Origin of the sequence: Bacillus sp. FCW2, assembly GCF_021228595.1 — a bacterium.
Classification (GTDB): domain Bacteria; phylum Bacillota; class Bacilli; order Bacillales; family Bacillaceae; genus Bacillus; species Bacillus velezensis.
This window is the reverse complement of sequence record NZ_CP089436.1, coordinates 618,767-631,119: the sequence shown is the minus strand read 5'-3', so window position 1 is coordinate 631,119 and position 12,353 is coordinate 618,767. Positions and strand designations below refer to the sequence as shown.

Sequence of the window (12,353 nt, the reverse complement as noted above, 5' to 3'; positions counted from 1 at the left end):
ACGAAATTCAATATTTACATGGCTTTTCTTCACAACCAGGCTTTTCTTTTGCATCAACGTATGATGAAGTTATGATATTGTTTGACTTGTCATATATTCCCCAAAATTCTTTTGTCTTATCACCGTTCAGATATCCTTCTGCGTTAATTCCACCCATAGGATCCATTTTATAATCAGTTGAAAAACTTATCTTCTCTATACCTTCGTAATTTGCATTTATGTAATCAGTCATACGCTTTTTTGCTTTTTCAAATAGCTCTAATTCAGCAGTTTTATTTTTTTCTTGTCTTTCATCATATTGATGTTTCATGAATATTCCCCCGAATGCTATAATGATGATTATTAACAGCAGGATAATAATGTATTTTTTCATAAAACCATCCTTTCAAGTGTTATTTTACATGAGGAGTGTGTGATTGTACATGAGCAAGAAGATCAGTGTACCCACATTATCTGATCAAGAGTATTACTCTATCAGTCAACTAACTTATCGACATGATTATTTAAAGAAACACTACTCGAAAAAGATTCCTGTTAACACCGTCTCAGGGAAGCGGTTTTACATAGATAAAATTAAAAATGATCCAGATACAGGCCTAGATGTCTATGTCTTTGTTCAAGCCGTGAAAAGAAGTGGCAAGTGGATTAAACCAAGCGAACCCAAGAATGTTGTCGTGGGATTCCAAGGAACAAACCAGGAGCAAATAAAAGCAGACATCATTAAAGCAGATGGCGGGAACGTTGTTATGGGCATAGACCCAAAAAAGAAAGGTCAATACCTTGTGAAAAAGGATGCTCTGCCCTATTCAAAAGCAATTGCGCCGTATACAGCAAGCATGGGACAAATTGCAATGGTGGAGAGCGGAAAGTACAAAGTAGTCACAAAAACATCTCAGTTTGATCAAGGGGATAAACTGCTGGCCAATGAAATAAAGAAATATTCAGGGAAAAATACAGTTATCTCTACAACTGGTCATTCACTCGGAGGAGCGGATGCGGAATATGCCGGCGTAAACAATAATATATACAGTGTCGCTTTCAATAATCCATCCATTGTTAAGCTTCATGATAAAGAAACTCAAAAAAAGATAAGGAATGGCGAGTTTGATGCATATCATAAGGCAATTATTAACCCTGATGATATGGTGGGCTCAGGATGGTTTTTAGAGTATGAGCGGCATAATGGAACAACCATATACACTAAAGACCCTTCTCTTTCACGTACAAGCCGCTCATTGAGATTAAGCCCCGCTCAAGGTATCACAGGTGTATTAAGCAGTTTAATTGCTGCATTCTATGGTCAGGCATTCGCTAAAAATCCTGATACTCATAGTATGATTGACGCTAACTTTAAATTTGATGAACACGGGAACATAATCAATGTTAATGGCAGTGAACAAGTTTTCAATCAAAACATCAATGCTATGACTGCTTATTCTGGGATGAATGGACAAACGATTAAAGTTGATGTTACATATGCAAAGCAATTGGCGGAAAAGCTTCAGTTAGCTATTGATGATCTAAAAACCAAAAAACAGAAGCTTGAACAATTCCCCCATGAACATGACAGTATGGTTAATGATGTAAGGCGTTCTTTTCAATCAAAAATGGGATCAAACCCTTATGAAAATTTGACCTCTGATGACGTTAATCAAGCTATTCTTTATCATGCTCCCTCCTCTTCTGGTGGATCACCTGTTTTCTACAATACAGATGAACAACTACAAACTGAAGCAATGCTCCATTACTTAATAAGGGATTTAGAAGATATCTGTAACTTCATTGTGAAAATGGCTCAGGATATGGACGCAAAAGATCAAGAATTAGCAAAATGGCTAAGATTATAAGGAGGCTGTGAATTGACACCATATGGGGTAAACATGGATGCAGATGAGTTTTATAAGAAGCTTCAGCAGAATGAGGCGCTAAAGAAGCAAGTAGCAGCGGCATTGCAATCTCATTGTTCAGAAATTAAAACAGATTTAAAACAGGCAACTGACTTTGCATCCGCTCAAGAAACCATAACTGAATTATATATCGCCCTTCTCTCTTCATTTGAAGGAAAATCAAAAGAGGCATTAACACAACGCCTTGCTGAAAATGCCAATATGCTTATGGATGTTTTGGAAAGCAGAAATAAACTTTTGAATAGCATAGAAATAAAATAAGCCCCATATACGGGGCTTTATCCTTTTTAAGTATTACTTATGAAGTCCCATACTCTTAAACTCTTTCCAAATTTTCTCTATGAATAAGATTGGGGGAAGATGTGTTGCACGTAGTAGCTCACTATCTTCTGGATGATCTTTAAAGTAACGTAAAGCATATGATCTTCTTAAACTTGCGTTTGTAGCATTCTTAAATTCTGGATCGTTAAAAATATTGTCTTTGATCTCCTGTGTTTTTTGAACAAGTGCTTTTTTCCGCTTCTCTGTTATTTCCATGATTTTTTCTTCGGGAATAGCATCTCCCACTTCCTCCACTAAGGCATACCCCACTGTATCGCCATCAGAAAGTTCGAATAGTTCTTCTCTTATTGTAGTGTTATAAAAGACAAAGCCATCTTTCACATAAAACATAATAAGTTCAGATGGTTGATCAAAATTTATATCATCTAATTTTTTATTGTACTCATTAACCTTTTCAGACAACAAACGCTGGATTTCTGAGTCCTCAAACCAAGTATGATACTCTTCAGGGATATAATAATCCTCTTTGTCCTCATAATCATACATGTAAAATAATAAATTATTGTCCACATGTTTATGAAAGTCTAAAAAGCCCTCTTGACTCGGCAATAGAATTTTTTGATTTTCAGTATCCATATCCCCTTCTATAAGTGTAAAGCCCATCTTAACCGCTCGATTTTCTAACTCATCCTTTGAAATAATCAGCTCTTTTTGATGCAATTGCCACACCTCTCCCTTTTCAATGTCTCAATTCAATATTACATTCCCTTTGTTCAAAAAGTGAAGAATCTCAGGGAAAAACTTTTAAGAATAAAAATAAAATAAATCCCATAAACCTATTCACAATTATTAATAGGTATGTTATAATAAATGTATAAGGAGGTGAGGAAATGCTAGACAATATGATAAAAGTCCTTCAAATTATCTTCTACGTCGTCTCTATCGGATGGATTGCACAACAATCAAACGATAGCGAGAAGAAAAATAAGAAGGACTAACCAGAGATTAGGGAAGCGAGCCACTAACTCGCTTCTCAATATCATTATAATCAGTCTAGCATAAAAAATGAAGAAAAATCAAAAGTTTATCTTTTCATTAATTTTATTGTCTGTTGCAGCAATTAGCATACGCTCTTTTTGGACAAACTCATTTACAACTGCAGTAATGGCTATTGTGGTTTTGTTAACGATTTGTGCCATCATTAAAGACATGATTTTAAGGAGAAAATAACATGGAATATCACCTAAAGAGTCGCAAGGAAGTTGAGGACTTCATCAAAACCGAAGTCCTTACTACTTCTGAAGCCAAAGAAATATTAGGCGTAACCACAACACGTATGAGTCAATTAATATCAGGTGGAAAGTTAACGCCCATAAAAAAGCTTAGGGGAGTCAGTTTATTCCTACGCTCAGACATAGAGCGGAAGAAAAAAGAGCTTGAAGAATCAAGAAAGAAATATCGTCCATACGACAAATAACCCCACTCACAAATAAATGTGATGGGGTGTTTTTATTTTCCACGAGTGGCATCAGTTATTGATTCTTGCCTCAAGCTCAAATACACGCTTGTTAAGAACGTCTGTCTTCTTATCTACGTTCTGCAGCTGTGTAAGGTGGGCTGTAATATCTTTTGGCTGGTTCTCTTCAAGGCGGTCTAACTTAACGTTAATCTGATTAAATTCCTTCTTTGTTTCTTCTCTGAATTCGTGCATCTCTTTTTTAAATGACTTCAAATCAGAAGCCACACCATCAATTTTGTTATCAATTTTCTTAATCTCATCTAATATCGCTTGAAGCATGTTGTTTTCCATCCTTCTCACCTCTCCGTACAGTATAACAGTAATTGCAATACTTTTGATCGTAACAATTTGTTACCAACGAATATTTCAATGGTTTTGTTTAACGAATTTCAAAAAAATAAAAGCAATACTTTTGCTTAAGAGTCTTCGGAATCATCGTCTGTAATGTATAGTAAGTCCTCAATTTTTATATCCAAGACATCGCAAATTCTGCCCAATGTCTCACGTTGATATTGTTTAGCAGTGTTATTGTAAAGCCTTCTGACAGTTTCAAAGCTAAGGTCATTACCGAAGGCGAAACCTCTAATTGATAAGCCACGTTCATCTAATATTTCTTTCAATCTTGTTTTAACAATTTTAGTCAACAGTTTCACCTCCTTTTTGATTATAACAAAAAACATGATCAAAAAGTGGCTTTTATTAAAAAATGACTTCAAAATAAAGTTGACTTCTTTTTGAAGTTGGTTTATGATTAAGTCAACATCAAAGCGAAGTTGGAAGGAGGTACAAATGAAACGGGCGACGATTTACAGTATTGAAACCATACATGACCAATTAGAGGTTTTTAAAGGCTACTTAGTCAATGAAAAGCAGGTTGTATTCGTAAATCAAAACACTTTGAATCTAGCTGATGCTTTACAGTACGGTTCCCCTTACGAAGACACATACATCATTGATGGTGTCAGCTACATTCTTGATGAAGGCAAACACGTTGAAGATGAATACACCTATATTCAGAAAACGTTAGACGCTTTTAAGGAAGTTGATGCATTCACCTACATCACAAAAATATTCAACAGTGATGATTACGGGACAATCATTCATAACGGTAAAGGTGTATTAGACCATTTTGTTCTACAAAGACGAAAAGCGGGCAATCCGATAATCAAAAAGAAAAAAAGATGGCGTTAATAAGTCGCCTTTCCCAACTTCTTGGGAACAAAGCCATTCACTTAATTAAAAATTAACTTGCATAATGAAACCTTTTGAATGAACTATCGTATTACTATAGACAGGTGTCGAATGACCTATCTTCAACACCTGACAGGAGGAATTCAAGTGAAACGCATTACAATTGAATACCATGATAATAGTGATGTAGATGTTTTTAAGGGTTACTTGATTAAAGACAATTTAGCTATCTACGCTGAACAAGGCTTATCCACTGTTCTAATCAATGTAAAGCCGGTAAACCACGATATGAGCCGTTACATTGAATCCGAGTACATCGGAGACTTAGACAAAGGCAAACATGTCAGAGACGATTTTCATTACATTAAAAGCCTTGTAGATGCTTTGAACGATATGAGCGGTTTAGAGTTATTGGAGAACTGCGGGAACATTAACTGTTCTCACGTGGAATTAGATGGCCGAAAAATAATTGAATATTCAAAACATAAGGAGCGCAATCAATATGCAAATTAATCGTCACACTGTAGGAACTAACGTAGCAAGCTTAGGGACAATCACAAACGAACAGCGTATTGAGGAAATGACGAATCATTTCAATTACTTCAGAGGGAAGATGTTTGAAGAAGAAAACAACTTCATTGAAACATACGACGATGGAAAGCCTAAAAAGCGTTTCAAAATCTTCACAGCTATGACAATACCGATTTGTGTTGAACTTGATGCGAATGATCGAAAAGATGCTATTGAAGAGTTAGTAGAAACAGGAGAAATGGGTGTTAATTTCCCTCATATCATGTTGGATATGGCGGGAGGTAAAACAGTTATCCCAACTATCACGGACAATGTGTTTTACATAGATGAAAAAGCAACTGTGGTAGAAGTAGATGAAGATGAGTAAGACGGATTTACATAACGAGCGGTTCTGTCAGGTTGTATTTGGGGGATTGATCATAGTTATACCAGCTTTAAGCATATTGTGTATAGCGTGGTTTGGGTGATTAGGAAGAGTGCTGGCACACTCTCCTAATCTGATGGGTTAGTACCCTCCCATTGTATTTAAACATAACAATTTAATCAAGGGGATGAATTGAAATGAACTTATACAAATTGGTAAACCTAGATGGAAACGTTGATTCTGTAGCAAGCGCCTATATTAGTGCAATGGAAACATTCCTAGAAGTCTTAAAAGAAGATCACAAAGCACTTAAACAAGCACTGAGCACAATTGATAAGCGTCTTACAACAACATATCATGAAATAGAGAAGTCTAATTTTAATGGCGTACAAGGATATTATTTTGCAAAGGAAATTAAAGAGATTTTGCAAAAACGTCGTGTTATAAAAGGTGGAAAGGCAAAATTAAAATCCATTATTAAAAGCCTTAGCTCTGGTGTCAAAAACGCAAACGCCACCCATGATAAAGTATCTAAGAAAGATCAGGAACTAAGGGGCTCGTTGAATACTCTTATAGGCTTATCTGATGTAGCTGAGGATATATGGAAATGAAAAACACATATACCACTTATGAATTTAAAGCATATGATAGGCGAAATAAATTGTTGAAAGAAAGGTTTACATGCAATTATAAAGATCATCTTTACTCAATCATAGAATGGATTATCAAGAAATGTCCTACCGTTGATGTGATTGAATGTATGGTATCTGAAGTCAGTGAGCTTGCTTTCTGTAAGAGTGAGTATGTCGATATCTTCACGGTGTGGAAAGCGGAAGATTAAGCGGAGTTAGATTGAATAGACAGTGAGGACAGGGAGCGGTATCCTTGTCCTTTTTGCTAATAGGCACTATATCGTAAGTGAAACAAAAACAAATAGGTACAATACGTAAAAAGAAGAAAAGTCTAGACTACCTGTATTTATTAACCTATGTTAATATAAACTTATAAGTTTCCTATTTTCTTAGGCTTGCTCACCTATAATATTAATTATGAGGTGATACCATTTGTCTATGTCGATTTATGAATCTTTGATGGTAACAATTAACTTGTGTGCGTTGATGTTAAATTTATTTGTGGTGATCGAAAGCAAAAAATAGACCTCCCTTGAGCTTGAGAACCTGAAGGGTAAGGTCTACGTAGAAAACACATCGAGCAAGCCTATGATGGACAACTTTTAAGAAACCAGGGTGTTGCAGCACCTTGGTTTTTTGTGTTCCACCAACTAGAATCTACTAGAATCTAGTGAAATCTCCTTGTATTGATTATAACATATTGCCAATGAAATGCATTACAAATATATATTCAATATATAATTATTTGAATCATTTATCTAAGTTCTTAATGTTTTTGTTCACGCATCTAAACATTATCTTCTATAACCTTTTCCCTGCTGCTTCTCTGTTTAAATGAATTGCTCATTTTATTGCGATTAGAGCGGCGATAAGAAAACAATACACATTTGTATGCATGATGGCTTAAAACCGCTCCTGTGCCCCAAATCCAGCTAAATACACCCTCTTCAGTGCAAATGTTAAGCTCAATGGTTTTGAGTTGCTTTAACTGACTGCACAATCCACAGTGTCGCAATTGCGACGGCATCCCGTTCCGTTACTCCATCATTGCTCATGGCATATCTGACTGGGCAAAACACCCACCCTGCTTCTAACTGATCGATTCGTGCCCCCAGCTTCTGACGTCGTGAAATGCGACTCCAACCAATGTTTAGCGCTACGTCAATTTGAATCCTCGCCTGCACTAACTATTAGTTCGTTCAGGTGATCGGAACATTATTTCTGTCAGGCCTGGTAAACAGTTAACACACAAAAAAGACCCCCATTTAAAGGGAGTCTAGTTCTTAGTAAATCTCATCTAAAAGTTTCTCACTTAAATCCTTAAATTTCCCTTCATCTTTCAGAGCATTAAGGAGCGCAATCACTTTCTTTTCTTTAATTCCAAGAACTTTAGATAAGATATCACGCACTTCTGCAAAATCAGGAACTTTCTCATTATGCAATTCCTGACTTGAAATGCCTTCAACCTCTTTTCGATATTGTTCTGGTGGCTGAGGACTATTTAGAATACGATCATTTAAGACTGATAAAACATATTCCAATTCTCTTCTTTTCTCACTATAAATATTATGTTGAATTAACCAATTGGAATAAGGGTATCTTGGATCATCCAGTTTTGCATGACTGAGTTTTAGGATTTGCCATTTAAGCTCTTCAATTTCTTGTTCAAGAAGCTCAACTTTTTCTTCTAATGGATTAGTCATTTATAGCCCTCCTGTGAATTATAGAAGTATCCAAAGTACCCCTTCAACAGCTTCAGCTATCACTAACGCATCTCCTGAATCTAATTCTAAATCATTTACGAGATAGTTATAGAGTTTCTTTCTTACAGTATCAACAGCTAAATCAGGTATTTTCGCAATGTAATCAAGCTCGTCCGCAATATCATCGGCATGCTTTCTAAATGCTTTTGCTGCACCTTCATCTAACCAACCAATAATCTTTGAAACTACCCATGAACCACCACGAATTCCTTTAGCTAAGCCTCTTACTGCCGCAGAAACAATTTTACCTTTAATACCTTGAGTAGTGTATTCTCCACTAACCTCTTGATTTTTCACCTTAACACTTTCTTGTAGTGGAGTTGTGTGAGCGTATGTATTAGCAATAGTTACATTTTGCTTCACTGACTCTTCTTTTTTAATTTCTTTTGCGCTCGCAAATGGTGCAAAAAGTGAAACTGAAAGGGCTACTGAGGATAAAGCCAATATACTTTTTTTGAACATACTTCACAATCCTTCTTTCTCTTTATTTTTTTGAAACTATTATCAATATTATCAAAAATTTGTAAAATTAAGGATAGTGTTTTTCTCACCTTTTTGTTCCCCTCATTTATGCCCATGTTCTTTGTCAGGTCGTTGTTACCCAGCCAACGAGGTCTTTAAAGGTTGTTTAAGGGTTATTCTCCACTTCTGGGGAAACAATGGTTCAGGCTTAACTTCCTGTCCGTTCGCAACATCTTGAGAAACATTTCTAAATCCTCGTGCTCCTTCTTGGTTACAGTCACTTTCAATCGCTGCTTTACATAAAATCCACATTGAATATTTAGTACAATAAACAGTTGGAAAAAATAAAAGACATGAATTAATCACGTCTTTTTAATGCTCGATCATAGAATGTTGTTTCACTGATATTTCGAAGATCAAGAAACTCAAGAAAAGAACAAAGGTTTGTGTCATACGCATCGAATACTTTTTCAAATTTTGCTTTACTCGGCATTCTTGTCCCATTTAAGTAAAGATAGACCTCCGACACACTCATTCCTGTTTTTCTGTGGAGATCCATTCCACTAATTTTTTTACCTTCCAATTGATAAATCCATTTGGAGAACCCCTCTTTAATCCTTTTATTAACGCTATGCTTCCATTTTTCCAAATCAAAAGTGAAAACGGTCGGCAATGTGGCCTCAATGCTATTATTTATGTTATGTTCTACACCCTTAACGGGTCGCCGGTCGGCTCCTGACCCACGCAGCTGAACACCTTTTCCTTTCCGTAATCCATCAGTACGAGCGCCAGAGAAAGCACTTTCGAAATGCTCTGCAGCGTAAATGTCCGGTCGGCGTCTCCTGCCGACAGACATGTATTTTCCGCATGATAAATCGTGACCGAAAGGCTGTCTTGTTCAGATTCAGCCAGAGCTGGAATATAGTCTGCCACTTTGCCTTCTTCGGTTCTTTTTTTCGCTTCCTGAACTAATGCGTCCAGCTCTTGGTAATGCCGGCATACCATGTCGATCATCCTCACTTCGCTGCCGTTGTATACATCTAATTTGCGACGCAAAGTGACAATTCATGCGAAAACTTTTATACTTTAAGTAAAGGGGGGCTTCACCATGAGCGTTATTCAAGTAAAAGGCAATGTTACATACCCGATTACAATTGATCCGAGTGTCTGGATTTTCGATGACCGCAAGTTTCCGTTTGAAAAAAATCAGCCCGTTCATCCGGACGGCTCTGCAGAAACCCAGGAGCATACGCTTGATCCGGAACGGGTGATCAGAGAAGGGCGCATTTCGCCGCCGACTTTAAAAAGCGAAAAACGTTATGAAAAAGAAAGACTGATGAACGGCAGCTTCGCCATGAAGCTCGGCGCTGTTTTAGCAAATGCCGAGCCGAAAGAAAGCGCTGTCCTGTGCGCATTTATTTCAAAATCAGAAAGAACCGAAGTGCCGCTCGAAAAGGCGATGGACGCAATCGCGCATTTCAGCGATGCGGGGAAACCCCTTCAAGACGGCGGCCCGGTCCATTTTTACGTGGACGGAGACTTTGAAAAACCAATAACGGGCGTCACAGAAATCGAAGTTTTATAACAAATCGGCGGCAAGCTGTGCAAGGCCGGATCTCTCACCTTTCACAAGCTTCACGCTGCCGGAGACGGTTTGTTCTTTAAACCGTTCTACAACATAAGCAAGTCCGTTGTTTAAACTGTCTAAGTATGGGTGATCTATTTGCTCCGGATCGCCCATCAGGACAATTTTGCTGCCCTCTCCCACCCGAGTCAAAAGCGTTTTGACCTCGTGCCTCGTCAGATTCTGAGCCTCATCAATAATAATAAATTGATCCGGAATGCTTCTTCCCCGAATGTATGTCAGCGCCTCCACCTGAATCGATCCGATTCCTGCCAAAATCGCTTCAAGTTCACCCGGCTTTTTCGCATTGAATAAAAATTCAAGATTATCAAAGATCGGCTGCATCCACGGCTTGAGCTTTTCCTCTTTTTCGCCCGGCAAATATCCGATATCCTTTCCCACCGGGACGATGGGACGCGCGACGATCAGTTTTTTATAAATACCGAGATCCTCCGTCTGCAGAAGCCCTGCCGCGAGAGCAAGCAAGGTTTTTCCCGTTCCCGCTTTTCCGATCAGGGTGACAAGCGGGATATCTTCCCTCAGCAGGAGTTCAAGCGCCATTGTCTGCTGGACGTTCTTCGGCCTGATACCCCATACGTGCTCATCATCGAAAACGAGTCTTTTTACGGTCTCGCCTTTCTTATCTGCCATGCCGACCGCAGACGAAGATCCTCCTAATTCATCTTTCATCAGCACAAATTGATTCGGATAAACCTGATGCTGCTGAAGCTCCTTGACTGAAATTTGTTTGTTTTTATAAAACGAGGCAAACCGCTCTTTATTCATAAATATATCTTTGTACCCGCTATATATTTCATCATGGTCAACGACTCTGTCGTTTAAAAAGTCCTCCGCCAAAAGCCCGATGGCATCCGCCTTTACCCTGACAAGCACATCTTTGCTGACCAGGATGACGAGGCGGCCGTTTTCTTTCGTTTCCTCCTCAAGGCTTAAATTTTTTGCCACCGCCAAAATGCGGTTATCATTCGTTTTTTCGATAAAAATTTCTTGGAGCTGGTGAAATGACCGGTGGTTCAGTTCAATTCTGAGCGTTCCTCCGCTTTCAAGCGGAACTTTCTCGTGCAGCCTTCCTTTCTCCCTGAGCCCGTCTATCAGCTTAGATACGTGCCTCGCATTTCTCCCGACCTCGTCCATATACCGCTTTTTTGAATCGACCTCTTCCAGCACGACGGCGGGGATGACAACTTCGTTTTCTTCAAAGGAAAAAATGGCGTTAGGATCCTGCAAAAGTACATTCGTATCTAACACATAAATTTTACTCAAGTCTCAGCCTCCTGAAATAAGGATCAAAGCCCATCGTGTGCTTCTCTTTCCGCGAAAAACGGGGATGCCTGCTAAAATATATGATTTGGTGAATAAAGATAGAAGGTTAATTCAACAATAAAATAAATGAAAGCATTCAAGGAGGAAATCTGACGTGCGAATTCTTTTCATTATCATACAAGCCTTATTTATCCTTACCGGCTGCACTGCTGTACAGGACGGCCGCGGCCGCAATATTCAGAACGAATCAGCCGATCAGCGCGATGCAAAACCGATCCATGTGAAAAATACAGCTCCTGAGACAGCTGAAAATCCCGGCCGGACAGACATCGCTAAGCATCTCGTCGAGGTAACCGAAAAAATCCCCGGCATTTCAGATGCCACCGCGGTTGTACTCGGAAGATACTCCGTTGTCGGTATCGATGTGGATGACAATTTAGAAAGAAGCAAAGTGGAGAGCATTAAATACACGGTTGCCCAGGCGTTAAAAAACGATCCTTACGGTGCCAATGCCGTTGTCGTGGCTGATCCTGATACGGTTTCCCGTCTGAGAGGCATGGGCAGCGACATTAAGGCCGGCCGCCCTGTTTCAGGCATTTTGGACGAACTTGCCGCCATCGTCGGCCGCGTCATGCCGGAAGTCCCGAATGATGTGACCGACAATGAAAAAGAATCACCGACTCAATCGAATGATGATCAGCTGAACCAAAGAGACCAGAACAAGCTGCAGAACGAACAGAACGATCAATCGGATCATCATATGAAAAACCGCCGGTAAAAAGCAGCGCCCGCTC

The 12,353-nt window shown here is 38.7% G+C and carries 16 protein-coding genes and 1 pseudogene; 9 read left to right on the top strand and 8 right to left on the bottom strand.

Annotation, left to right across the window (positions count from 1 at the left end):
- Positions 1-7: 7 nt before the first annotated feature.
- On the bottom strand, positions 8-373 hold the full coding sequence (locus K3G25_RS03200; protein WP_014417672.1) for a DUF1433 domain-containing protein: 366 nt from the start codon (positions 371-373) through the stop codon (positions 8-10).
- 49 nt (positions 374-422) lie between these two features.
- Between K3G25_RS03200 and K3G25_RS03195 the strand changes: the two genes are divergently transcribed.
- Positions 423-1,847, top strand: coding sequence for a lipase (locus K3G25_RS03195; protein WP_127010401.1), 1,425 nt, complete (start codon positions 423-425; stop codon positions 1,845-1,847).
- 12 nt (positions 1,848-1,859) lie between these two features.
- Positions 1,860-2,168: a hypothetical protein gene (locus K3G25_RS03190; protein WP_224960729.1), complete on the top strand. Its 309-nt coding sequence runs from the start codon at positions 1,860-1,862 to the stop codon at positions 2,166-2,168.
- 33 nt (positions 2,169-2,201) lie between these two features.
- On the opposite strand, the gene K3G25_RS03185 is transcribed toward K3G25_RS03190, so the two are convergent.
- Positions 2,202-2,918, bottom strand: a complete 717-nt coding sequence (locus K3G25_RS03185; protein ID WP_232489586.1) for a hypothetical protein — start codon at positions 2,916-2,918, stop codon at positions 2,202-2,204.
- Between the two features lie 502 nt (positions 2,919-3,420).
- On the opposite strand from K3G25_RS03185, the gene K3G25_RS03180 reads away from it, so the two are divergent.
- Positions 3,421-3,666, top strand: coding sequence for a MerR family transcriptional regulator (locus tag K3G25_RS03180; RefSeq protein ID WP_088037120.1), 246 nt, complete (start codon positions 3,421-3,423; stop codon positions 3,664-3,666).
- Between the two features lie 51 nt (positions 3,667-3,717).
- Here the strand turns inward: K3G25_RS03180 and K3G25_RS03175 are convergent, their stop codons facing one another.
- Positions 3,718-3,999: a hypothetical protein gene (locus K3G25_RS03175; protein ID WP_057079915.1), complete on the bottom strand. Its 282-nt coding sequence runs from the start codon at positions 3,997-3,999 to the stop codon at positions 3,718-3,720.
- Positions 4,000-4,124: 125 nt separating this feature from the next.
- A complete protein-coding gene (locus tag K3G25_RS03170; RefSeq protein WP_232489733.1) occupies positions 4,125-4,361 on the bottom strand; it encodes a helix-turn-helix domain-containing protein in 237 nt (78 codons plus the stop codon).
- A 136-nt stretch (positions 4,362-4,497) separates the two neighbouring features.
- Between K3G25_RS03170 and K3G25_RS03165 the strand changes: the two genes are divergently transcribed.
- From K3G25_RS03165 to K3G25_RS03150, 4 genes are all read left to right on the top strand, one after another.
- Complete coding sequence (locus tag K3G25_RS03165; RefSeq protein WP_057079913.1) at positions 4,498-4,899, top strand: hypothetical protein; 402 nt, start codon at positions 4,498-4,500, stop codon at positions 4,897-4,899.
- A 147-nt stretch (positions 4,900-5,046) separates the two neighbouring features.
- A complete protein-coding gene (locus tag K3G25_RS03160) occupies positions 5,047-5,412 on the top strand; it encodes a hypothetical protein (protein ID WP_232489585.1) in 366 nt (121 codons plus the stop codon).
- Positions 5,402-5,797, top strand: coding sequence for a hypothetical protein (locus K3G25_RS03155; protein WP_057079911.1), 396 nt, complete (start codon positions 5,402-5,404; stop codon positions 5,795-5,797). The genes K3G25_RS03160 and K3G25_RS03155 overlap by 11 nt, the downstream gene beginning before the upstream one ends.
- 194 nt (positions 5,798-5,991) lie before the next feature.
- Complete coding sequence (locus K3G25_RS03150; RefSeq protein ID WP_127010403.1) at positions 5,992-6,405, top strand: hypothetical protein; 414 nt, start codon at positions 5,992-5,994, stop codon at positions 6,403-6,405.
- 1,304 nt (positions 6,406-7,709) lie between these two features.
- Here K3G25_RS03150 and K3G25_RS03145 read toward each other — a convergent pair.
- From K3G25_RS03145 to K3G25_RS03135, 3 genes and pseudogenes are all read right to left on the bottom strand, one after another.
- Complete coding sequence (locus K3G25_RS03145; RefSeq protein WP_014305653.1) at positions 7,710-8,129, bottom strand: hypothetical protein; 420 nt, start codon at positions 8,127-8,129, stop codon at positions 7,710-7,712.
- A gap of 18 nt (positions 8,130-8,147) precedes the next feature.
- On the bottom strand, positions 8,148-8,651 hold the full coding sequence (locus K3G25_RS03140; RefSeq protein ID WP_232489584.1) for a hypothetical protein: 504 nt from the start codon (positions 8,649-8,651) through the stop codon (positions 8,148-8,150).
- A 717-nt stretch (positions 8,652-9,368) separates the two neighbouring features.
- Positions 9,369-9,656 (bottom strand): annotated as a pseudogene (locus K3G25_RS03135) (glutaminase); the annotation flags it as partial.
- A 103-nt stretch (positions 9,657-9,759) separates the two neighbouring features.
- On the opposite strand from K3G25_RS03135, the gene K3G25_RS03130 reads away from it, so the two are divergent.
- Entirely contained in the window at positions 9,760-10,236 is a 477-nt protein-coding gene (locus tag K3G25_RS03130; RefSeq protein WP_007409680.1) for a hypothetical protein, read from the top strand.
- On the opposite strand, the gene K3G25_RS03125 is transcribed toward K3G25_RS03130, so the two are convergent.
- Positions 10,231-11,559 carry a PhoH family protein gene (locus K3G25_RS03125; protein WP_014417660.1) on the bottom strand — a complete coding sequence of 443 codons (1,329 nt, stop codon included), beginning with the start codon at positions 11,557-11,559 and terminating at the stop codon, positions 10,231-10,233. The two genes, K3G25_RS03130 and K3G25_RS03125, sit on opposite strands and share 6 nt — an antisense overlap.
- Before the next feature lie 154 nt (positions 11,560-11,713).
- On the opposite strand from K3G25_RS03125, the gene K3G25_RS03120 reads away from it, so the two are divergent.
- Positions 11,714-12,337 carry a YhcN/YlaJ family sporulation lipoprotein gene (locus tag K3G25_RS03120; protein WP_012117484.1) on the top strand — a complete coding sequence of 208 codons (624 nt, stop codon included), beginning with the start codon at positions 11,714-11,716 and terminating at the stop codon, positions 12,335-12,337.
- Positions 12,338-12,353 lie beyond the last annotated feature (16 nt).

What these genes read in the sequence shown, in the direction of transcription:
- K3G25_RS03200 (WP_014417672.1), bottom strand. Translation starts at nt 373, where the DNA reads ATGAAAAAATACATTATTATCCTGCTGTTAATAATCATCATTATAGCA.
- K3G25_RS03195 (WP_127010401.1), top strand. Translation starts at nt 423, where the DNA reads ATGAGCAAGAAGATCAGTGTACCCACATTATCTGATCAAGAGTATTAC.
- K3G25_RS03180 (WP_088037120.1), top strand. Translation starts at nt 3,421, where the DNA reads ATGGAATATCACCTAAAGAGTCGCAAGGAAGTTGAGGACTTCATCAAA.
- K3G25_RS03175 (WP_057079915.1), bottom strand. Translation starts at nt 3,999, where the DNA reads ATGGAAAACAACATGCTTCAAGCGATATTAGATGAGATTAAGAAAATT.
- K3G25_RS03165 (WP_057079913.1), top strand. Translation starts at nt 4,498, where the DNA reads ATGAAACGGGCGACGATTTACAGTATTGAAACCATACATGACCAATTA.
- K3G25_RS03155 (WP_057079911.1), top strand. Translation starts at nt 5,402, where the DNA reads ATGCAAATTAATCGTCACACTGTAGGAACTAACGTAGCAAGCTTAGGG.
- K3G25_RS03150 (WP_127010403.1), top strand. Translation starts at nt 5,992, where the DNA reads ATGAACTTATACAAATTGGTAAACCTAGATGGAAACGTTGATTCTGTA.
- K3G25_RS03145 (WP_014305653.1), bottom strand. Translation starts at nt 8,129, where the DNA reads ATGACTAATCCATTAGAAGAAAAAGTTGAGCTTCTTGAACAAGAAATT.
- K3G25_RS03140 (WP_232489584.1), bottom strand. Translation starts at nt 8,651, where the DNA reads ATGTTCAAAAAAAGTATATTGGCTTTATCCTCAGTAGCCCTTTCAGTT.
- K3G25_RS03130 (WP_007409680.1), top strand. Translation starts at nt 9,760, where the DNA reads ATGAGCGTTATTCAAGTAAAAGGCAATGTTACATACCCGATTACAATT.